Origin of the sequence: Micromonospora sp. NPDC049903, assembly GCF_044460945.1 — a bacterium.
Lineage (GTDB): Bacteria > Actinomycetota > Actinomycetes > Mycobacteriales > Micromonosporaceae > Micromonospora.
Map to the genome: position 1 here is coordinate 26445 of NZ_JBITKL010000018.1, position 20315 is coordinate 46759.

At 72.8% G+C, this 20315-nt stretch carries 18 protein-coding genes and 1 riboswitch; of the genes, 9 read left to right on the forward strand and 9 right to left on the reverse strand.

Features of this window, described 5'->3' with window-relative positions; genetic code table 11:
• Window positions 1-7: 7 nt before the first annotated feature.
• The 5 genes from ACIBO1_RS23480 to ACIBO1_RS23500 all read right to left on the reverse strand — a co-directional run bounded on the left by ACIBO1_RS23480 (window position 8) and on the right by ACIBO1_RS23500 (window position 4828).
• Window positions 8-1054, reverse strand: coding sequence for a LacI family DNA-binding transcriptional regulator (locus ACIBO1_RS23480; RefSeq protein ID WP_396750003.1), 1047 nt, complete (start codon window positions 1052-1054; stop codon window positions 8-10).
• 199 nt (window positions 1055-1253) lie between these two features.
• A complete protein-coding gene (locus tag ACIBO1_RS23485) occupies window positions 1254-1949 on the reverse strand; it encodes a class I SAM-dependent methyltransferase (RefSeq protein ID WP_396750005.1) in 696 nt (231 codons plus the stop codon).
• A complete protein-coding gene (locus ACIBO1_RS23490) occupies window positions 1946-2731 on the reverse strand; it encodes an ABC transporter ATP-binding protein (protein WP_396750007.1) in 786 nt (261 codons plus the stop codon). The genes ACIBO1_RS23485 and ACIBO1_RS23490 overlap by 4 nt, the downstream gene beginning before the upstream one ends.
• Entirely contained in the window at window positions 2728-3714 is a 987-nt protein-coding gene (locus ACIBO1_RS23495; RefSeq protein ID WP_396750009.1) for an ABC transporter substrate-binding protein, read from the reverse strand. Before ACIBO1_RS23495 ends, ACIBO1_RS23490 begins: the two co-directional genes overlap by 4 nt.
• 25 nt (window positions 3715-3739) lie before the next feature.
• Window positions 3740-4828 carry a FecCD family ABC transporter permease gene (locus tag ACIBO1_RS23500; protein ID WP_396750010.1) on the reverse strand — a complete coding sequence of 363 codons (1089 nt, stop codon included), beginning with the start codon at window positions 4826-4828 and terminating at the stop codon, window positions 3740-3742.
• Between the two features lie 165 nt (window positions 4829-4993).
• A riboswitch (cobalamin riboswitch) is annotated at window positions 4994-5207 on the forward strand.
• Between the two features lie 119 nt (window positions 5208-5326).
• On the opposite strand from ACIBO1_RS23500, the gene metE reads away from it, so the two are divergent.
• The 5 genes from metE to ACIBO1_RS23525 all read left to right on the forward strand — a co-directional run bounded on the left by metE (window position 5327) and on the right by ACIBO1_RS23525 (window position 10024).
• Entirely contained in the window at window positions 5327-7618 is a 2292-nt protein-coding gene (gene metE, locus ACIBO1_RS23505; RefSeq protein ID WP_396750012.1) for a 5-methyltetrahydropteroyltriglutamate--homocysteine S-methyltransferase, read from the forward strand.
• 209 nt (window positions 7619-7827) lie between these two features.
• Window positions 7828-8343: an acyl-CoA thioesterase gene (locus tag ACIBO1_RS23510; RefSeq protein WP_396750014.1), complete on the forward strand. Its 516-nt coding sequence runs from the start codon at window positions 7828-7830 to the stop codon at window positions 8341-8343.
• 42 nt (window positions 8344-8385) lie between these two features.
• The gene (locus tag ACIBO1_RS23515; protein ID WP_396750016.1) at window positions 8386-8715 is read left to right on the forward strand and encodes an ArsR/SmtB family transcription factor; all 330 of its coding nucleotides are present in this window, start codon (window positions 8386-8388) and stop codon (window positions 8713-8715) included.
• A complete protein-coding gene (locus ACIBO1_RS23520) occupies window positions 8715-9419 on the forward strand; it encodes a cation transporter (protein WP_396750018.1) in 705 nt (234 codons plus the stop codon). The genes ACIBO1_RS23515 and ACIBO1_RS23520 overlap by 1 nt, the downstream gene beginning before the upstream one ends.
• Window positions 9416-10024: a methyltransferase family protein gene (locus ACIBO1_RS23525; RefSeq protein WP_396750155.1), complete on the forward strand. Its 609-nt coding sequence runs from the start codon at window positions 9416-9418 to the stop codon at window positions 10022-10024. The genes ACIBO1_RS23520 and ACIBO1_RS23525 overlap by 4 nt, the downstream gene beginning before the upstream one ends.
• Window positions 10025-10072: 48 nt before the next feature.
• Here ACIBO1_RS23525 and ACIBO1_RS23530 read toward each other — a convergent pair whose 3' ends face one another.
• A complete protein-coding gene (locus tag ACIBO1_RS23530; RefSeq protein WP_396750157.1) occupies window positions 10073-11344 on the reverse strand; it encodes an AI-2E family transporter in 1272 nt (423 codons plus the stop codon).
• Window positions 11345-11594: 250 nt separating this feature from the next.
• Between ACIBO1_RS23530 and ACIBO1_RS23535 the strand changes: the two genes are divergently transcribed.
• The 3 genes from ACIBO1_RS23535 (at window position 11595) to ACIBO1_RS23545 (ending at window position 13935) form a co-directional block, all read left to right on the forward strand.
• Complete coding sequence (locus ACIBO1_RS23535) at window positions 11595-12692, forward strand: hypothetical protein (protein WP_396750020.1); 1098 nt, start codon at window positions 11595-11597, stop codon at window positions 12690-12692.
• A gap of 119 nt (window positions 12693-12811) precedes the next feature.
• Window positions 12812-13516 carry a YoaK family protein gene (locus tag ACIBO1_RS23540; protein WP_396750022.1) on the forward strand — a complete coding sequence of 235 codons (705 nt, stop codon included), beginning with the start codon at window positions 12812-12814 and terminating at the stop codon, window positions 13514-13516.
• A 98-nt stretch (window positions 13517-13614) separates the two neighbouring features.
• A complete protein-coding gene (locus ACIBO1_RS23545; RefSeq protein WP_396750024.1) occupies window positions 13615-13935 on the forward strand; it encodes an amphi-Trp domain-containing protein in 321 nt (106 codons plus the stop codon).
• Between the two features lie 112 nt (window positions 13936-14047).
• On the opposite strand, the gene ACIBO1_RS23550 is transcribed toward ACIBO1_RS23545, so the two are convergent.
• Entirely contained in the window at window positions 14048-14446 is a 399-nt protein-coding gene (locus ACIBO1_RS23550; RefSeq protein ID WP_396750026.1) for a hypothetical protein, read from the reverse strand.
• An 84-nt stretch (window positions 14447-14530) separates the two neighbouring features.
• Between ACIBO1_RS23550 and ACIBO1_RS23555 the strand changes: the two genes are divergently transcribed.
• The gene (locus ACIBO1_RS23555) at window positions 14531-15151 is read left to right on the forward strand and encodes an L-threonylcarbamoyladenylate synthase (RefSeq protein ID WP_396695262.1); all 621 of its coding nucleotides are present in this window, start codon (window positions 14531-14533) and stop codon (window positions 15149-15151) included.
• Between the two features lie 24 nt (window positions 15152-15175).
• Here the strand turns inward: ACIBO1_RS23555 and ACIBO1_RS23560 are convergent, their stop codons facing one another.
• A complete protein-coding gene (locus ACIBO1_RS23560) occupies window positions 15176-17323 on the reverse strand; it encodes a glycogen debranching N-terminal domain-containing protein (protein ID WP_396750028.1) in 2148 nt (715 codons plus the stop codon).
• Window positions 17324-17473: 150 nt separating this feature from the next.
• Window positions 17474-20296, reverse strand: coding sequence for a M36 family metallopeptidase (locus tag ACIBO1_RS23565; RefSeq protein ID WP_396750030.1), 2823 nt, complete (start codon window positions 20294-20296; stop codon window positions 17474-17476).
• Window positions 20297-20315 lie beyond the last annotated feature (19 nt).

Consider the following 20315-nt stretch of genomic DNA (forward strand, 5'->3'; position numbering starts at 1 on the left):
GGGCCGCCTATCGGCGGTCGACCGCCGGATCGGGGGCGCCGAGGGTGTCGCCCTCGACGAACTCGCAGGCCAGGAGTCGTTGCTGGACGCCGTCGGCGCTGCCGTCGATGACGGCGGTCAGCACCTCGACCGACTGCCGGCCCATCTCCTCGCGGGGGATGTGGAACCCGGTGAACGCGGTGTCGGTGGGCACCGGCACCGTCGGGTCGCCGAGCGTCAGGATCGACAGGTCACCGGGTACGCGTAGCCCACGTCGGCGGGCGGCCGACTCCAGCGCCACGGCGGTGGCGAAGTCCTCCACGAAGACGACGGTGCTGCCGTCGGCGACCAGGTCGTCCAGAACGGCCTCGGCGTCGCGCGTCGGGCCGGTCAGGCGGCGGGCCGACTCCGCGTCCGGTGCGGCGGCGTCGAACCCGCGCCGGCGGTCGGCCGAGGACTCGGCGGTGGCGTCCACGCCCAGGTAGGCCAGCCGCCGGTGCCCGCGTGCCAGGGCCAGCTCGACGAGTTGGCGTACCGCTGCGGCGTAGTCGGTGCCGACGTAGGGGACCGGCCCGCCGGCGTCGTCCCGGCGGCCCACGGCGACGTACGGGTAGCCGTCGCGGTTGAGCCGGAGCAGCTCGGTCCCGTCGATCTCGCGGCCGAGCAGGATGCACCCGTCGGCCAGGCGGAGCCGGTTGTCCCGGTGGAAGATCCGTCGACGCCCGTCGACCACCGGTGCGCTGGTGAACAGCAGCAGGTCGCAGCCGACCCGTTCGGCGTACTCCTCGATGCCGAGCAGGAAGGGGTGGAAGAAGTCCCGGCTGCGGCTGGGGAACGCCGGCTCGTAGGTGAAGACGCCGATGATCCGGTTGAACCGGGAGGCGAGCCGGCGGGCGACCGGGTCGGCGGCGTACCCGGTCTCGGCGATCACCCGCAGCACCCGGTCCCGGGTCTCGGGGGCGATGCGTACCTCCGCGTCGGCGCGGTTGTTGAGCACCAGCGACACGGTCGCCTGGCTGACGCCGGCCATCCGTGCGATGTCACGTTGAGTGACGCGTCGGGGTGCAGGGGGCACGGGGGAGTCCTTCCACTGCCGCTAATGCGTATTAGCGTTCGGGCTGGGAAGGAGCTTCGCGGCTGAACCCGATCGATGTCAAGGGCCTAATGCGTATTAGCATTGACCGCTGACGCCGTGTAGCTCCCCGCTGTCCACGGAGAGCTACACGGAGCGTGACTGTTTGCTGCGTACGTGACCGGTGGCGGTCCCGCCGGTCTCAGGCCCGGCCGGTGACCAGGTACTGCATCTGGTGCTCGTGGTTCGGCGCCACGCCGTACCGGCGGTCCAGCTCGTAGATCGACGTCAGCGGGACGGCCGTGACATCCGCCAGGCCCGCCTCCTCCAGCACCGCCACGGTCTTGTCGATCGAGGTCGCGGTGGCCAGCGGCAGTTCGGCCTGTACCTGGCTGTCGTAGTGGCCGGTGAAGTTCTCCGAGGCGTTGTCGAGGCCGTTCGGGAACCAGGTGCTGTCGACCACCGCGACGAGGCCGCCGGGACGCAGCAGACGGATCCAGTTGGCCACGGCGGTCTGCGGCTCGCGCAGGGTCCACATCAGGTACCGGCTGGTGACGGCGTCGAAGCTGCCCGCCGGGAAGTCCGGCGCGACGGCGTCGCCGAGCTGGATGACCGGGCCGTCGGTGACGGCGGCGGCGTGCCGACGGGCCTCGGCGAGCATGCCCTCGGACAGGTCGGTGCCGGTGACGCGGTGCCCGAGGCCGGCCAGGACCATGGCCACCTGACCGGTGCCGGTGCCGACGTCGAGCACGTCCAGCGGCGCGGCCGGCAGGGCCTGCGACCAGATCTGCGACCAGGCCCGCTGGTCGTCGGCGAAGCGGTCGGGGCGCTGCTGGTACTCGTCGTAGGCGGGCGCGCGGCCGGTCCAGTAGGCGTTGATGCGTTCCTGCGTGGTCATGCCGCAGTCCTCTCGTCGATGCTCTGGTGGATCGGGTGGAACAGCAGATGGACGGCGCCGTCGAGGTCCAGGCGTCGGATGCCGATGCCGTAGACGGGTTCCAGGACGGCGGGGTCGAGGACCTCGTCGACGGTGCCGGTGGCGGCGACACCGCCCGCGCCGAGCAGCACCAGGTCGTCGCAGTATCGGGCGGCCAGGTTGAGATCGTGCAGCACGACGACCGAGCAGGTGCCCAGCGTGCGGACCAGGTGCAGGATCTCGTGCTGGTAGCGGATGTCGAGATGGTTGGTGGGCTCGTCGAGCAGCAGGTGGGTGGCCTGCTGGGCGAGCGCGCGGGCGATCAGCACCCGCTGTCGCTCCCCGCCGGAGAGCTGGGCGAACGCCCGCCCGCTCAGGTGCGTGGCACCGACCCGGCTCAGACAGCCGGCGGCGATCTCGTGGTCGGCCCGACCGGCCCGCTGGAACGTCGACAGGTGCGGTCCCCGGCCGAGCAGCACCAGCTCCGCCACGGTCAGGGCGGTCTCCCCGCCGGTCTCCTGCACGACCACGGCCAGCCGCCGCGCGGCCTCCCGGGCGGGCAGGGTGGACAGCGTGTCGCCGTCCACCGTGACCTGACCGGTCCGGCTGCGCAGGGCGCCGTAGAGCAACCGCAGCAGCGTGGTCTTGCCGCTGCCGTTGGGTCCGATCAGACCGAGGACCCGACCCGGCCGGGCCGTCACGCTGACCCCGTCGATGACCGGGTTCGCGCCGTAGCGCCAGGTGACGCCGGTCGCCTCGATCACGGCTGCTCCCGGAACCGCTGCACGATCCGCTCGAGGCCGTCGATCGACAGCGGCGTCGGCGGCTCGGTGAAGTTGAACAGCTGCGTCATGACCTGGCCGTTGCGGACCGCGTTGAGCTGCTGTGCGCCCGGCAGTCCGGTGAGCCCCTGCTCGACGGCCCGGGGGTCGCCGTCGCCGTAGAGCAGGATCAGCACGTCCGGGTTGCGGCCGAGCAGTTCCTCGACGGTGACCTCGAAGACCCGATCCTTGACGTCGCCGAAGACGTTGCGGAAACCGGCGGCCTCCAACTGCGGATGGGCCATGCTCCCGGTGCCGTACGCGTACGTGGTGCCGCCGCCGACGGTCGGGTAGAGCACCGCCGCGGTACGCCCGGACGAGTCGCCCGCCTCGGCCTGGACCTTCGTCATCCGGTCCTTGAGCGCGGTGACCGCAGTCGTCGCCTCGGCCTGGCGGCCGAACACCCGGCCGTACGTCTCCATCTGCCGGTAGATGTCGTCGAAGCTCGGTACGGCGGTGCTGTCCGGGCACATCGCCGGCTCCTCCAGCAGCGGGATGTCCACCGCCTCCAGGGTGTCGCGGGAGAGGTTGTCGACCTCGCCGAGGACCAGGTCGGGCTCCTGGCTGATCACCACCTCCTTGGAGATCTGGAGGTGGCCGCTGGTGTCGGTCTTGTCGGTCAGCAGCGGGATCCGGTCCAGCTCGGCCTGGGTCTCCGCGTCGTAGTACTCCTTCGGGTACTGCCCGGCGCGGGCGGTGGCCCGGTCCAGGACGCCGAGCGCGTGCAGGTACGGCACGGCGGCGCTCTTGAGCAGCACGACCCGCTGGGGAGGAGCGTCGAAGGTGACGTCCACGCCGCAGTTGGTCACCGTGACCGGATAGCCGGGACCGGCCTCGGTCGGCCCGTCGGCGGCGCCGCCGCACCCGGCGACGAGCAGCACGCACGCGGAGGCGGCGGCGGTGGCGAGGCGGGTTGCCTTCAACATCGGTTCTCCTTGACGGGTGGGCTCTTCAGGCACCGGAGGCGTGCAGACGGCGGATCAGGACCAGCAGGAAGGGAGCGCCGAGCAGGGAGGTGATGATGCCGATCGGGATCTCCTGCGGCGCCAGCAGCACCCGGGCCAGCACGTCGGCCCAGACCAGCAGGATCGCCCCGAGCAGCGCGGCCACCGGCACCACGCGGACGTGCGGCGCGCCGACGATGCGCCGGGCCAGGTGTGGCACGACCAGGCCGACGAACCCGATGCTGCCGGCGGCGGAGACCAGGATGCCGACGCTGAGCGAGACCAGCACGAGCAGCCGGAGCCGGAACCGGTCCGGCGAGACGCCCAGGGTGTGCGCGGTCTCGTCGCCGATGGCCAGGACGTCGAGTCGCCGCCCGACGACGGTCAGGTAGCCGATGGTGCCGATCAGCACCACCGCGGCGATCAGCAGCAGGGCGTTCCAGCGGGCCAGACCCAGCGACCCGAGGAGCCAGAACATCACCGACCGGGCGCCCTCGGCGGACCCGGAGGCGAAGATCAGGAAGCTGGTGGTGGCGTACAGCGCGTACCCGACGGCGACTCCGGCCAGCAGCAGCCGGATGGAGGTGACCCGGCCGCCGCTGCGCGCGATCAGGAAGACCAGCAGCGACGCGCCGAGCGCGCCGACGAACGCGCTGGTGGAGAGCGCGTACTGGCCGAAGCCGGCACCCGCGCCGAACAGGATCGCGGCGGCCGCGCCGCTGGAGGCGCCGGAGTTGATCCCGAGCAGGTACGGGTCGGCGAGCACGTTGCGGACCATGGCCTGCAACGCCACCCCGCAGACCGCGAGCCCGGCGCCGACCAGCATGCCGAGCAGGACCCGGGGCAGCCGGACCTGCCAGACGATCGCCTGCTGCGGCCCGGTCCAGGTCACCTCGCCGGGCACCCCGACGAGCTGGTGCCCGATGATCCGGGCCACCGTGAGCGGGGGGATGCCGATCGCCCCGGCGCCGACCGCGACCAGCCCGGTCAGGACCAGGCCGATAGTCAGCGCGAGCAGCCAGAGGCCGGTCCGGCGACGCTGCGCCGCCACGCCGAGCACGTCCGTCCGGCTCGTCGGCAGGGTGGTGACGCTCACCGCACTCCCACGCAAAGTCGTTGTTCTTGCCAAGTCTTTGCAAAAACTAACACCATGATCATGCCAGCGGAAGGCGGATGAGTCGTTGTTCACCCGCCGCTCGACCCGGCGTCGCGGCGCGGACATCACACCGGCGCGACGGTCGTCGGGCGCGATCCGGACGCTAGGATCCGAGACGGTACTGGTTCGCCCCGGCCGTCCGGTCGGAGCGTCGTAAGAGGGAACCCGGTGTGAATCCGGGACTGCCCCGCAGCGGTGAGTGGGAACGACCGCCGTCACACGCACTGGACACCTGTCCGGGAAGCGACGGCCAGTAGGAGACCGGCCCAGCCGGTCGCGCCCACGAGTCCGAAGACCTGCCCGTGCCGCGTGCGCAGCCGCGCACGCCGCCGTCGGCCTCGCGGGAGGGCCAGGGCGAGGCCGGTCGTCGCGCCGTGCCCTCCCCAGCCTTCCCCGGAGCCGTACCGCCGGACCTCGAGGGAAGGGAACCCTGGCGACATGACCACTCCGTTCGGCACGAGCACCGTGCTCGGCTATCCGCGCATCGGCCCGCGTCGTGAACTCAAGACCGCGGTCGAGGGCTACTGGGCCGGCCGCGTCGACGAGCCGACCCTGCGGGCCACCGCCGCACAGGTACGCGAACAGACCTGGCGTACGTTGCACGACGCCGGCCTGTCCGCGGTACCGTCCAACACGTTCTCGCTCTACGACCACGTGCTCGACGCGGCCGTCACGGTCGACGCCGTACCCGACCGGTTCCGCCGGCTGGGCCTCGGTGAGCTGGACACCTACTTCGCCATGGCGCGCGGCACCGCACAGGAACCGCCGCTGGAGATGACGAAGTGGTTCGACACCAACTACCACTACCTGGTGCCCGAGATCGGCCCGGACACCGCCTTCGCCGCCCGTGCCGACAAGCCGCTCACCGAGTACGGGCGGGCCCGGGCGCTCGGCATCACCACCCGTCCGGTCCTGGTCGGCCCGGCGACCCTGCTGCTGCTGTCCAAGCCCACCGCCGACGCGCCGGCCGGGTTCCGCCCGTTCGACCGGCTGGACGACCTGGTCGACGTCTACGCCGAGCTGCTGTCCGCGCTCGCCGACGTCGGCGTGCCGTGGGTGCAGCTCGACGAACCGGCGTACGTCGGCGACCGGTCCGACGCCGAGATCCGCGACCTCGGTGCCGCGTACGCCCGGCTCGGCGGGCTGGCCCACCGGCCCCGCCTGTTCGTCGCCGCCTACTTCGGCGAACTCGGCGACGCGCTGCCCGCGCTGCTGGACACGCCGATCGAGGCGATCGGTCTGGACCTGGTCGCCGGGCCCGGCGACCTGGACCGGCTCGCCGGCCACGGCGCGCTGCCGGGCCGGACCGTGGTCGCCGGGCTGGTCGACGGCCGCAACGTGTGGCGGACCGACCTGCGGGCCGCTGCGGCCGTCGGCGCCACCCTCACCGGACTCGCCGACAGCGTGGCCGTGTCCACCTCCTGCTCACTTCTGCACGTGCCGGTGGACCTGGCCGCCGAGACCGACCTCGACCCTCGGCTGCGCGAACGGTTGGCGTTCGCCCGGCAGAAGGTCGACGAGGTGGTCGCGCTCGGTCGGGTGCTGCGCGACGGGGTGGGCGAGTTGCCCGCCGCGCCCCCGCCGGTGCCGTGGCAGTGGCGCGACGACGCGGTCCGCGCCCGCCTGGAGGCGCTGCGGCCCGAGCACACCCGGCGCGGTCCGTACCCGCAGCGCGCCGACGCCCAACGCCGCCGCCTCGGGCTGCCCACGCTGGCGACCACCACCATCGGGTCGTTCCCGCAGACCGAGGCGCTGCGCCGGGCTCGGGCCGAGCACCGGGCCGGTCGCCTCGACGCGGCCGGTTACGCCGAGCGGATGCGGGCCGAGATCGCCGACGTGGTGGCCGAGCAGGAACGGCTCGGGCTGGACGTGCTGGTGCACGGCGAGCCGGAGCGCAACGACATGGTGCAGTACTTCGCCGAACACCTCGACGGCTTCGCCGCCACCGCCCACGGCTGGGTCCAGTCGTACGGCTCCCGGTGCGTACGCCCGCCGATCCTGTACGGCGACGTGACCCGGCGCGTACCGATCACGGTGACCTGGTCCCGCTATGCCCAGTCGCTCACCGACCGGCCGGTCAAGGGCATGCTCACCGGCCCGGTGACCATCCTGGCCTGGTCGTTCGTGCGGGTGGACCAACCGCTGGCGGAGACCGCCCGGCAGGTCGCGCTGGCCCTGCGCGACGAGGCGCGGGACCTGGAGACGGCGGGCATCCGGATCATCCAGGTCGACGAGCCCGCGCTGCGGGAACTGCTGCCGCCGCGCCGTCGGGACCACACCGCCTACCTGGACTGGGCGGTGGCCGCCTTCCGGCTGGCGACCAGCGGCGTCGCCGACGCCACGGCGATCCACACCCACCTGTGCTACTCGGAGTTCGGTGAGGTGCTGCCCGCCATCGACGCCCTGGACGCCGACGTGACCAGCATCGAGGCGTCCCGTTCCCGGATGGAGATCCTCGACGACCTGGCCACCGTCGGCTACACCCGGGGGATCGGGCCGGGTGTCTACGACATCCACTCACCCCGGGTGCCGGATGCGGCCGAGGTGGTGACCGCGCTGCGCCGGGCGGCGGCGGTCGTCGACCCGCAGCGGCTCTGGGTCAACCCGGACTGCGGGCTCAAGACCCGGGGCTACGACGAGGTCCGTCCCGCCCTGACCGCGCTGGTCCGGGCCGCCGCCTCGGTCCGCGCCGAGCTGGCCGCCGAGGGCGGGCCGACGAGCGACTCCTGACCCGGTGGCGGGGGGGCGGGGGGGGGGGGGCCCCCCCCCGGGCCGGGGGGGCCGGGCCCCCCCCCCGGGCCCCCGGGGGGCGGGCGGGGGGGGGGGGCCCCCCGCGCCCCCCCCCCCCGGGGGGGGGCCGGGGGGGGGGCCCCCCCCCGGGCGCACGCCGTCGGCAGACCGCACATCCCGAGACCGCGCGCGAGGACGGACGAACCGCCATGCAGGACACGATCACCGCCGCCGGTCGGGCACCGTCGGCGTCCCACCTGACCCTGTCGCAGATCATGGACCAGCACCACACCAACCTCATGGGTACGGTCCACGGCGGCCGGATCCTCAACCTCATCGACTCGGTGGCCGGGGTGGTCGCCGCCCGGCACTCCGACGGCCCGGCGGTCACCGCCGCCATCGACGAGACCGCCTTCCTCCGTGCCGTACGCGTCGGCGACGTGGTGCACGTCGACGCTCGGATCACCTGGGCGGGCCGCAGCTCGATGGAGGTGGCGGTGAAGGTGACCGCCGACCGGTGGGACCGGGCCGTCCCGCCGACCACGGTGGCCACCGCGCACCTGGTCATGGTCGCCGTCGACGACGCCGGGCAGCCGCGTCCGGTGCCGCCGCTGCTGCTGGAGAGCGACGGTGACCGGGGGCGCTACCGCGAGGCGGAGATCCGTCGCGAGCACCGGCTCACGCTGCGGCGGGCCCTGCTCGACGGCGCCGGAGAACCGGGATAGTTCAGCCTTTCATTAATTCAGCGGCTGCTGTACTGTCGGGGCGTGGAGGCACTCACGTACGGCGACGTCCTGGCTCGCTTCGGGCACGCCCTGTCCGACCCGGTCCGGGCCCGGCTGCTGCTCGCCCTGCGAGACGGCCCCGGCTATCCCGCCGAGCTGGCCGACCTGCTCGGCACCAGCCGGCAGAACCTCTCCAACCACCTGGCCTGCCTGCGCGGCTGTGGACTGGTGGTGGCCGTGCCGGAGGGGCGACGCTCCCGCTACGAGTTGGCCGACCCTCGGCTGGCCCACGCGTTGGGTGACCTGCTCGGGTTGGTGCTGGCCGTCGACCCGGCGGCCTGCCCGACCGCCGTCGACGACGAGTGCTGCTGATGGCCGTGCCGCTGCCGCTCGCCCCTCCGGTGGCGCCGTCGGCCGCTCGACAGGCCGTGCTGACCCGCCGGATCCGCTGGTTCGTCGCCGCGACCATCACCTACAACGTGATCGAGGCGGTCGTGGCGATCACCGCCGGGGCCGTCGCCTCGTCCACCGCGCTGATCGGGTTCGGTCTCGACTCGGTGGTCGAGGTCTCCTCCGCCGCCGCCGTGGCCTGGCAGTTCACCGGCGTCGACCACCGCCGCCGGGAACGGGCGGCGCTGCGGGTGATCGCCCTGTCCTTCTTCGCCCTCGCCGGCTACGTCGGCGTCGAGTCGGTCCGCGCCCTCCTCGGCGACGAGCGGGCGGCACACTCCACGGTCGGCCTGGTGCTCGCCGCGCTCTCCCTGGCGATCATGCCGGTGCTCTCCACCGCGCAGCGTCGGGCCGGACGGGAACTCGGCTCGGCCTCTGCCGTGGCCGACTCCAAGCAGACCCTGCTCTGCACCTACCTCTCCGCGGTGCTGCTGGTCGGCCTGGCGGTCAACTCCCTGTTCGGCTGGTGGTGGGCCGACCCCGCCGCCGCGCTCGTCATCGCCGCCGTCGCGGTCAAGGAGGGCCGCGACGCCTGGCGCGGCGACGCCTGCTGCGCCGTCCCGGCCACTCCCACGGTCGACGCGTGCGCGGACGGTTGCTGCCCGGATCGGACGGCGGCGCGATGACCGCCGTCCTCGCTCTCGTCCTCTATCTCGGTGGTCTGACGGCGGCCTTCGGCTGGCGCAGTGTCGTCCAGCGTCGCCGCACCGGTGACACCGGGCTCCGCCTGGACGCCGGACGACCCGGCTCGCCACGCTGGTGGGCCAAGCTGCTCTTCGTCGCGGCGCTGCTGCTCGGGGCCGCCGGGCCGGTGGCCGCGCTGGCCGGGTTGGCGCCGATCCGGGCACTCGACCGGACCTGGCTCGGGATCGCGGGCGCGATCCTCGCCCTCTGCGGGCTGGCCGCGACGCTCGTCGCCCAGCACCAGATGGGTGCCTCCTGGCGGGTCGGCGTCGACCCGGGGGAACGGACCGCGTTGATCACGCATGGTGCGTTCCGGTTCGCCCGCAACCCGGTCTTCACCGCGATGGTCGCCACCAGCGTCGGCCTCGCCGCCCTGGTGCCCAACCCGGTCAGCCTCGCCGCGACCCTCCTGCTCGTCGCGGCGGTCCAACTCCAGGTACGCGTGGTGGAGGAGCCGTACCTGGCCCGCACCCACGGTGCCGAGTGGGCCGGGTACGCCGTCCGGGTCGGTCGGTTCCTGCCGGTCACCGGCCGACACCGGCGGTAGCCGACGGCAGAGCCGCTCGACATCGCGCCGGCACGTGACCCGGCACGGTCAGGGTGCGCTGGCCTTGACCACGACCGCTTCCGGGGCCGGCGGTTGCTCGGCCGGTGGAAGGCGCCGGGCCAGCCGCCGGACCGCGGTGTTGAGCACGGCGATCAGCGGTACCGCGATGAGCGCGCCGAAGATGCCGTCGAGCACCACACCGGCGGTGACCGCCAGCACCACCGGCAGCGGGTGCAGCGCCACCGCCTTGCCCATGATCCACGGCTGGAGGACGTTGCCCTCGACCTGCTGCACCACGATCACCGCGCCGAGGATGCACAGCGCGGTGACCCAGCCGCCGTCCACCAGCGCGACCAGCACCGCCACCGCGCCGGAGAGCGTGGCACCGACGATCGGGATGAACGCGCCGAGGAAGACCAGCGCGGCCAGGGCGAAGGCGAACGGCACGTCGAACAGCACCAGCGCGATGCCGATGCCCACCGCGTCGATGAACGCCACCAGCACGGTGGCTCGTACGTAGGCGACCAGGGTCTGCCACGAGGCCTTGCCGGCGTCGTCGAGCCGCCAGCGGGCGGCGACCGGGAACATCCCGACGATGAACCGCCAGATGCGCTGCCCGTCGCGGAGGAAGAAGAACATGGCGAAGAGGACCAGCAGCGCGCCGGTGAAGATCTCCACCACCGTGCCGGCGGTGGAGAGCGCGCCGGTGGTCAGCGCCTGGGTGTTCTCGTTGATCCAGTTCTGTCCGGCCTGGATGTACTGGTCCAACGTGCCGTCGGAGAGGTTCAACGGCCCGTCGCGCAGCCAGTTCTGGATCTGCCCGATGCCGTCGGCCGCGTTGCGGCTGAGGTCGGGCAGGCCGGTGATGAACTCGTTGACCACCATCGTCAGCGTGCCGACCACGGCGGCCAGTCCACCGATCAGCACCACGGCGGTGGCCAGCGTCCGAGGGAAGCGGGCCCGCAGCAGCCAGCCGACGGCGGGTGCCAGCAGCGCGGAGAGCAGCAGCGCCACCAGCAGCGGCACGATCACGACGCGGATGGTGCCCATGAACCGCAGCATCGCCCAGCCGACGATGCCGATGACGATGATCCGCCACGACCAGGCGGCGGCGATCCGCAACGAGTGCGGCACCCCGGCGTCGTCGCGGCTGATCGTCGAGGGATGGGCGTCCTCGCCGTCGCCGTTGCCGGAGCGGGGTTCGGGGATGGGCCGGGCGAGTTCCTCCGCGCGGTCGGCCTGCCGGGTGCGGTCCCGGTCCCGGGCCGCGCGCACCGACGCGCGTCCCCCGTCGTACGCCCGGCGCAGTCGTTGCCGCATCTGCTCGAACCGGCTCAACGGAACCCCCAGGTGAAGATCGGTCGGTACACCGTAACGGGTCGGGCCACACCGCGGCACGGTGACCAGCGGCCGGACCCCGCCGCACCGGATTCCGCCGCCGATCTTGGCCGGTGACGGCGGGCGGGTTCGGGCCCTATCCTGGCGCTTCGTGCCCGGGTGTCCGGGCGGTGCCGCCCGAGGCGGGTCCCTCCGGACACGTGGGCTCCACCTGCCACGAGGAGGTTCCCGGGTGAGAAGGTTCGCGGTACTCGTCACCGCGGTGATGGCGGCCACGGTGGTCGCCGTACCGGCCCAGGCGCGCTCGACGTCGACCCCGACGGCGGTCACCCTCAAGCCGCCGCTGAGCGGCCTGGTCGACCGGGCCGAGCCGGCCACCGGCGCGTACGCCCCGGTGGTGGACAGCTTCGTCATCCGGGTCAACTGGAGCGACCTGCAACCGCAGCAGCAGGCCGGCACCGACCACGGCGGCGCGCTCGACACCACGGCGATCGACCAGGCGGTGACCGCCGCGAACGCGGCCGGCATGCACGCCCGGCTGCGGGTGGTCGGCGGCATCCACGCGCCGGACTGGGCGAAGACGCTGGGCGGTGCCAGCCCGATCCCGTGGTACACCAGCGGCACCCTGGCCGGCACGATCGGCCGCTTCTGGAGCGGCGAGTACGGCACCGCGTACCAGAACCTCCAGGACCGGCTGGCCGCCCAATACGACGACGAGCCCCGGATCCGGGACGTGGTGATCGCCCGCTGCACCACCGAGTTCGCCGAGCCGTACATCCGGCAGACCGGGCAGCTCAGCCTGAACCGGCCCGGCCTGGAGGCGGCCGGCTACACCGGGGCGGCCGACGACCAGTGCCACCGCGACGAGATCGACGCGCACGACGTGTGGGAGCAGACCCGCTCCTACCTGGCGTTCAACCCGTACCAGCGGATCAACGAGGTGACCTGGACCGGGTCGGTGGACATGCCGTACACCCGGCAGATGATCGACTACTGCCGCACCTCGCTGGGTGCCCGGTGCGTGCTGGGCAACAACTCGATGTACCCGGACCGTCCGAACAACTACTACGCGATGTGGGCGTACATCGCGGGCAAGGGCGGCCCGATCAGCTACCAGACGGCGACCGCCGACCTGGTCTGCGCCAACCAGGACCCGTGCCCGGCGTCGACCTGGAACCAGACGCTCGAACTCGCCCTCACCTACGGGGCGAACGCCGTGGAGCTGCCCAGGACGAAGACCGGCTACCAGAGCTGGTCCATCGCGGACGTGTCGCCGGACCACGGGTTGCAGCACTACGACGACCTGCTGGAGGCCGCCGCCGGGCCGTGACGCGGCAGCGCCGGGACGCGGCCGTGCGCGGTGCGTAGACTCCGATCCGGACGATCGCCCTGCTCACGGCCGCTCTCGACGCGCGACACGGCGGTGCCGGCGAGCTGCGGAAGAGGCTCATGACCAAGACCTACGACGTACCGCTGCTGGTGCTGACCGTGGCGACCGGGGCGATCGACGGCGTCAGTTTCCTCGCGCTGGACCGGGTCTTCACCGGCAACATGACCGGCAACGTGCTCTTCATCGGCTTCGGCCTGGCCGGGGTCGCCGGGCTGCCGGTGCTCAACAACCTGGTGGCGCTGCTGGCCTTCATGCTCGGCGCGGTGCTCGCCGCCCGGCTGACCCGGGGCGCGGCGGGCCCGGCGAAGCTGCCCCGCTCCGGCCTGTTCGTCCTGGTCGCCGGAAGCGCGTCGACGCTGGCGCTGGCCGCGCTCTGGCTCGGCACCGGTTCGCCGGACGGGATAGCGCTGCTGGTCGTCACCGGGCTGTTGGCGCTGGTGCTCGGTGCCCAGGCCGCGGCCGTCCGCCACATCGGCATCCGGGATCTCTCCACGGTGGTGGTGACGATGACGATGGTCAACCTCTCGGCCGACAGTCGGGCCGCCGGGGGCGTGGGCGCGGCCTGGGTCCGGCGGCTCGCCGCGATCGTCGCGATGGGCCTCGGCGCCCTGGTCGCGGCGCTGCTGACGCTGCGGGTCGGCGGGTCCTGGGCGTTGCTGATGGCGGGTGCGGTGATGGCGGCCGGGACGGCGATGATCGCGGCGGTCCGCCGCCGGGAGATCGCCGTCGCGACGGACGCGCGGGCGGCCGGTCCGGCCGCCTGAACCCCACCCGACACGCGGTCCGGCGACCCCACCTGCGACCCCGCCGACCGGGTAACCCTGAGCGTGCTCGGTCGACACCGCAATGCCAGCATGACGGCATGGATATCTACGAGGACGAGCGGACGGTGTCGCGGGCGGACCTGGCCGCGTGGCTGCGGCAGGTGGCGAGCCAGGTGGAGAGCGGGCAGGTCTTCTACGGCGCCGCCGGCACCATCGCCGTCGCCGACCAGGTGCACTGCGAGCTGGAGATCGAGCAGGAGGGCAAGGACGAGTACTCGATCGAGATCGAGTTCTCCTGGAAGAACCCGGCGGCCGAGGCGGAGAAGCCGAAGGCCGACGCGGAGAAGACCGACGCCGAGAAGGCGGCGGCGACCGAGGCGGACGAGGAGCCGGAGACCGAGTCCTCGACGACCGCCTAGCGGCGCGCCGATCCCGTTCGGGGAGGGCCGCCGTGACCGGCGTGGGCGGGACGACCCGCCTGTCCGGTGACGCGGCGCGCCCTCGCCGATGGCACCGGTCGGTGCGTCGTGCTCACCGCAGCCGTCCGCGCCGACCGAACCAGTCCCGCGAGACCCGGGTGTTCAGCGCCCACAGCACCCAGACCAGCAGGATCGCACCGACGCAGGTGATCGCGCCCCACAGGCCGAGCGAGGCGGCGGCCAGCAGACCGGTCAGCGCGTACGCCGGAAAGGGCGCCCACTGGCGGCGGGCGGCCAGGCTGACCGCGACCAGCGTGCACGACACGGCCATCACGGCGAAGAAGACGGCGGCACCGAGCGAACCGCCGTCGACCACCGCGCGGTGTGCGGTCGCCAGCGCGAACAGCAGCGCCAGTACGCCGAAGACGAGCACGGTGATCCGGACGGGTGTGGGTGTCGCGGGGTGTCGGAAGGTGTCGCGGTAGCCGCCGTCGTGGGCTCGTCCGACCATACCGACAACGATGGGCGTCGACACGTGACCGCGAGCCGCCACTGTCACCAATGCGACACTTCCCGGCGGCCTAAGCTTCGGGCCATGGCCAGGTACTTCGACGTGCATCCGGACAACCCGCAGCCGCGCATCATCGGTCAGGTGATCGACATCGTCCGGCGCGACGGCCTGATCGCCTATCCGACCGACTCCTGCTTCGCGCTGGGCAGCCGGCTCGGCAACAAAGACGGCATGGACCGGATCCGGGAGATCCGCCAGCTCGACAGCGGTCACCACTTCACCCTGGTCTGCCGGGACTTCGCCCAGCTCGGCCAGTTCGTGCAGCTCGACAACGCGGTGTTCCGGGCGGTGAAGGCGGCCACCCCGGGCGGCTACACCTTCATCCTGCCGGCCACCCGCGAGGTCCCGCGTCGGCTGCTGCACCCGCGCAAGAAGACCGTGGGCGTCCGCATCCCCGCGCACCCGGTCACCCGCGCGCTGCTCGACGAGTGGGGCGAGCCGTTGCTGTCGAGCACCCTGCTGCTGCCCGGTGACGAGGAGCCGATGACCCAGGGCTGGGAGATCAAGGAACGCCTCGACCACGCGGTGGACGCGGTGGTCGACGCGGGGGAGTGCGGCACCGAACCGACCACGGTGATCGACTTCTCGGACGGCGAGCCGGAGATCGTCCGGGTCGGCGCCGGTGACCCGGACCGCTTCTCCTGAGCGCACCACCACACGGCACGATCGTCAGGGGCGGTGCCGCCGGGTGGCCGACGCCTGACGGGTGGGGCGGCGCAGCACGGCGATCCGGTCACCCCGGGTACGCACCGACGTCCGCCCGCCCGGTCGACGTCGCACCGTCAGGTCGAAGGTGTGCCCGCCGACCCGTACCCCCTCCAGCGTGAGGTCCGGCAGCCACGGCGGCAGGTGCGGGTCGAGGAGGATCGCCCGCAGTGGCGCGGCCGGGCGCAGCGCCAACAGTGCCTGCACCAGCGCGACGATGGCGCTGGCCGACCACGCCTGCGGGGAACACGAGTTCGGATAGACCCCGGGGTGCGGGAAGGTGTCGCGGGGCAGACCGCTGAGCACCTCGGGGAGCCGGTGCTCGGCGAAGAGGGACGACGCCGCGAACGTCCCCTCGGCGAGCCGGTGCAGGTGGTCCCAACAGCCGTACCGGGCAAGCCCGAGGCCGATGGTGCCCGCCTCGACCGGCCAGACACTGCCCCGGTGGTAGCTGAACGGGTTGTACGCCGGGTGCGTGGCGGAGAGCGTCCGGATGCCCCACCCGCTGAACATGTCCGGCGCGAACAGCCGGTCGGCCACCACGGGCGCGATCCGCGCCGGCACGATCCCGCTGGTGAGCAGGTGCCCGTCGTTGGAGTTGACCGAGCGGACCTGCTGCCCGTCCGGGCCGAGGGCCATCGCGTAGCAACCCCGGTCCGGCATCCAGAAGGCGCGGTGGAACCGGCGACGCAGCGCCCTCGCCCGACGCAGCAGGGCCGCGCCGGTCGCGGGATGACCGGTCACCGTGAACGTCACGGCCGCGTGCCGCAGGGCGGCGTACCAGTAGGCCTGCAACTCGCTGCTCGCGATCGGGTTCGGCACCAACCTGCCGTGCTCGTCGACCACCGCGTCGTCGGAGTCCTTCCAGCCCTGGTTCTTCACACCGACCCGGGAGCGGCAGTGGTACTCCAGGAAACCGTCGTGGTCCTCGTCGCCGAACCGGTCGAGCCAGTCCAGCGCGCGACGCGTCGCCGGCAGCAACTCGCGGACCGTGTCGAGATCCCCGGTCCAGGCGTAGTACTGGCCGAGGAAGACGAGGAAGTCCGGCGCGGTGGACCAGTCGCCGTGGTAGTGCGACAGCGGATCGAGGCCGAGCGCGGACACCGGCCCCTGACGCGCCTCGTGCAGCGGCTTGCCGGGCTCCTCGTCACGCCAGTCGTCGATGCGCCGCCCGAGGTGCGCGGCGTTGAGCCGGAGACTGTCGGCCAGCATCGTCGGACCGGCGAGCAACGCCTGCCACGAGGCGGTCATCGTGTCCCGACCGAAGATCTCCTGATAGATCGGCAGGCCGGCGATCGGGGCGGTCGGGCCGGCCGGCTCGCCCAGGGGCAGCCCGGCCAGGTCCTCCGTCGCGCATCGCCAGGACGCCGTCACGTCGAAGTTGGTGCTGGTCAACCGGGTGAACTCGCGTTCCAGCCGGCCACGTGCCGCGCCGGCCAGGTCACCGGAGTCGGTGAAGCTCGACGGTGGCGCGACGAGACGTTCGCCGTCGAAGACGGGCTCGACGAGGATCTCCACCTGTCGGCGTTCGCGGGTCGGCAGCGCCAGGTCCACCTCGAAGCCGTCGTCGGCGTACCGGATCGGCTGGTCGGTGCGGACCCGGATCGCCACCGCCCGGTCCAGGCCGTCACAGCGGTACGTCAGTCGTAGCTCCCGCTCCGCCGGATCCCACCGGCGCTCGACCGTGCCGGACTGCACCCGCCGGCCCCGTTCGGCCTCGCCGGTGTCCGCGAAGTCGGCGCTTAGCTCGATCCGCAGCCGCAGCTCCAGCGGTACGTCCGCGTAGCTGAGCACGGTCAGGCGGGTCCGCAGCCCGGCCCCCACGAACCGGGCCACGGTCAGGTACGCCGCCCGCGAGGGCAGCTCGTCACCGGCGCCCAGCTCGGCGTACGACAGTTGGGCGTACCCTCCGACGGTGGCCGTGCTGAACGGCACCGGCTCCCGCCCGTCGACGGTGATCCGCTCGGTGTGCAGCACCCGGGTGTTGCGGGCGAAGAACCCCTGCGGACCGGTGCCGATGATCCGGCCCCGGACGTCGGTGACCAGGGTGCTCCAGCCGCTGGCCAGATAGAGCAGGTCGGGGCGGACGCGCAGATTGCGGACCCGGCTCATCCCGTTCCCCCCGGCCTGCGCTGGACTCCGCGTGGCAGCGCGGGGTCGTCGGTCGGCGGTTCCTACCCCTTCACCGCCCGGGTACACCTGCGGGCATGGACGGGGGAGGGTCCCGTGGTGCGGAGCCCTCCCCCGGTGGTGGCTACCGGATCAGCCGGTGAACCTGAAGTACGTGCGGTACTGGTATCCGTTGTCGAGGGTCAGCACGAACTCACGGCAGGTGCCGGCCCAGGCGGGGTCGGTCTTCCAGACGTAGTGGTACTGGCCCCTGGCGTTGGCCGACATGCGGGAGTTGCCGGGGTTGACGGCCGCCACCGGGACCGGTCGCGGCGTGACCGAACCGTCCGGGTTGACCGTCCGCAGGGTGTCGCAGTCGACCAGGCGGGAGTACGGCGAGTTGCTGGCCAGGATGTCCAGCCCCCGGTTGCTCGCGAGCTGGAACTTCATCGGTGCCGCGTCCCCGGCGGGCAGCGTGTTCAGCCCGGGCGCCGCGGTGCGGCCGACGAAGTCGCCCCGGCAGGACGGGTGCGTGTCGAACGCCTCGGTGTTGTCGTCCCGGTTGGTGGTGCCCTGCACCGCGCTGTAGCCGAGACCCCGGCGGGCGAACGAGGCCCAGAGGGTGCAGGCGTTGTCGCCGCCGGTCAGCGCCGCGTCGGCGGCGATGATGGCGTTGCGGCCGACCACGAAGCCCGGCCCGCAGCCCTGCATCTTCAACCCGTCCATGACGAGCTGCATGGCGAGGTTGTTGCCGCCGGTGTTCCAGTCGCCGTACACGTTCGGGTTCAGGCCGTGCCGGTCGATGAGGTCCCAGGTGACGTCCCAGAGGACGGCGGCCCAGCCGTGCCCGATGCCGTGCGGCGCGGCCAGCGAGGTGCCGTTGAGCCAGCCGCCGGTCTTGATGCTGTCGTAGGTGAACGGCTGCGTCTCCATGTTCCGCGAGTACGGCCGGGGGCGCAGCCCGTTGCCGGTGCGGTCCTCCTGGTACAGCACGTACGGCACCAGGCCCCGCGAGCCGTCGGCGGTGTCGAGAGCCGGGTCCAGCAGCGTGGTGATCGCGAAGAAGTCGCTCCAGCCCTCGCCCATCTGCTCGTTGCCGGTCAGGCAGTTGATTCCCGGGCCGCCGGTCAGTCGCAGCGAGATGCCGTGCCCGTACTCGTGGATGATGATGCCGGCGTCGAGGTCGCCGTCGCGCATACCCGGGTGGCTGGGGTGCTTGCGGACCGACCCGGTGACGGTGCCCTCGGCGATCGCGGCCTTGATGGTGGTGCCGTCGGCCTGGGTGACCGCCACCGCGGGGATGGTGACCGGCGCGGTCGTCATGGCACCGGTGAGCACCGGGGCGGCTCCGGCCGCGTTGTGCGCGACCACCACCGCGTCGGCGCCGAGCGACTCGGCGATCTGGGTGCGCAGCAGGTAGGTGCAGGCGGTGGTGCCGCCGTCGACCACCGCGACCCAGCCGCCGTCGGGCAGCGTGGCCGGGTACGACGAGGCGGCGCAGCCGGTGCCGCCGTGCACGAACGGGCGGGCGGACAGACCGGCGCCGGTCGGTGCCGGGCTGTAGCGCGACCAGGTGGCGTCGAACGACCCGACCCCGTCGACGACGACCTGGTTCTGGGCGCCGAACTGGTTGCCCGGCCACAGGTACATCTGCATCCGGGGTACGCCGACGCCGTCCACCGCCGGGGTGGAGAAGTTGGCGTTGTTCGAGCCGCCGCCGTCAGCGGCCTCGGCGCGGACGTAGTCGCCGCCGACACCGCCGCGACCGTAGTTGTTCGCCTGGAAGTTCCCGGACGCCTCGTCGAAGCCGTAGCGGTACGAGACGTCGTGGATGATGTTGTTCCAGTAGAACAGGTTGGCGGTGGCCGCGTCCCGGTAGCTCTGCGGGTTCTCGTTCAGGTCGAGCGGGAAGTTGAAGGTCAGGTTCGGACCGCCGTCCGGGCTGCTGCCGAAGTCCGGCGCGTTGTTGTTGTCCTGGTCCTGGTACGCGTGGACGTTGTTGCCCTGGGTGGTGGTGAACTCGGGGCCGGGCACGCCGTCGGTGTCGTGCCAGCCGTGCGGCGAGGCCAGCGCGTCCGCCGGGTTGGTCACCACGCTGCGGGGGCCGTCGTTCGGGCTCTCCGTCGGGTAGCCGTAGACGTGGTAGCTCGACCCGTCCTGCACGGGGTCGGGCGTGCCGAGTGGTGCGGAGCGCCGAGCCGGCATCGTCCGGCCGGAGACCGGGTGCAGGGTCTCGGCGAGGTCGTCCGTGTGCTCGTGGGTGGTCCAGTCGTCGGCGCCGAGCAGGTCGCCGCTCTGCGCGTCGACGGTGGCGTTCCAGAGGTGGGCGTCGGTGGCGTCGTCGATGACGAGCTGCCAGGCGAGACGGAGCCCGCTGTCGGTGGGTTGCCAGCCGAGCTTGGCCGGGATGGGCTCGGCGGAGACGCCGCTGCCGCTGACGACGGTGCGTTGGGCCGGGCCGCCGGTGCGGCTCATGACGCGGGTGTTCGTGGGCGTGGGCAGGTCGAGGGCGTCGGCTGCGGCCTCGACGGCGTCCACGGCGTCCAGGTCGGGGGCGGTGGCGTCGCCGGTCAGGTCGGCCACGAGGGTGTCGCCGACGAAGATGACGCTGCCGTCGCGGGCGACGTTGACCGTCGCGGTGGCCCCGAAGATCTCCAACTTCTCGTGGCGTTGGGCGAGGTTGACGTGGGTGACGCCGGTGTGTCGGCTGGTGTAGCTGGACAGCACGGCCAGGTCGCCGAGATCGGCGGCGGTCACGCCGTGCCGGGCCGGGTTGGCGCGCAGGTAGGCGGCGGCGATGTCCTCCGGGGCGCCCTGGTTCGGGCCGGTCAGGAAGATCTCGTTGGACTTGAGGGGTTCCTCCGGCGCCGCCGAGGCGGGTTTCGCGGCGACCGAGGTCAACGAGGCGACGAGGGCGGTGGACAACAGCAACGCGCCGCTGCGGCGAGCGCGTGACGAGCGGGGCTTTCGGGGCACTTCTGCTCCTTCGGGGGTG

What these genes read in the sequence shown, in the direction of transcription:
- ACIBO1_RS23485 (WP_396750005.1), bottom strand. Translation starts at nt 1,949, where the DNA reads ATGACCACGCAGGAACGCATCAACGCCTACTGGACCGGCCGCGCGCCC.
- ACIBO1_RS23495 (WP_396750009.1), bottom strand. Translation starts at nt 3,714, where the DNA reads ATGTTGAAGGCAACCCGCCTCGCCACCGCCGCCGCCTCCGCGTGCGTG.
- metE (WP_396750012.1), top strand. Translation starts at nt 5,327, where the DNA reads ATGACCACTCCGTTCGGCACGAGCACCGTGCTCGGCTATCCGCGCATC.
- ACIBO1_RS23510 (WP_396750014.1), top strand. Translation starts at nt 7,828, where the DNA reads ATGCAGGACACGATCACCGCCGCCGGTCGGGCACCGTCGGCGTCCCAC.
- ACIBO1_RS23520 (WP_396750018.1), top strand. Translation starts at nt 8,715, where the DNA reads ATGGCCGTGCCGCTGCCGCTCGCCCCTCCGGTGGCGCCGTCGGCCGCT.
- ACIBO1_RS23525 (WP_396750155.1), top strand. Translation starts at nt 9,416, where the DNA reads ATGACCGCCGTCCTCGCTCTCGTCCTCTATCTCGGTGGTCTGACGGCG.
- ACIBO1_RS23530 (WP_396750157.1), bottom strand. Translation starts at nt 11,344, where the DNA reads ATGCGGCAACGACTGCGCCGGGCGTACGACGGGGGACGCGCGTCGGTG.
- ACIBO1_RS23540 (WP_396750022.1), top strand. Translation starts at nt 12,812, where the DNA reads ATGACCAAGACCTACGACGTACCGCTGCTGGTGCTGACCGTGGCGACC.
- ACIBO1_RS23545 (WP_396750024.1), top strand. Translation starts at nt 13,615, where the DNA reads ATGGATATCTACGAGGACGAGCGGACGGTGTCGCGGGCGGACCTGGCC.
- ACIBO1_RS23550 (WP_396750026.1), bottom strand. Translation starts at nt 14,446, where the DNA reads ATGGTCGGACGAGCCCACGACGGCGGCTACCGCGACACCTTCCGACAC.
- ACIBO1_RS23555 (WP_396695262.1), top strand. Translation starts at nt 14,531, where the DNA reads ATGGCCAGGTACTTCGACGTGCATCCGGACAACCCGCAGCCGCGCATC.
- ACIBO1_RS23560 (WP_396750028.1), bottom strand. Translation starts at nt 17,323, where the DNA reads ATGAGCCGGGTCCGCAATCTGCGCGTCCGCCCCGACCTGCTCTATCTG.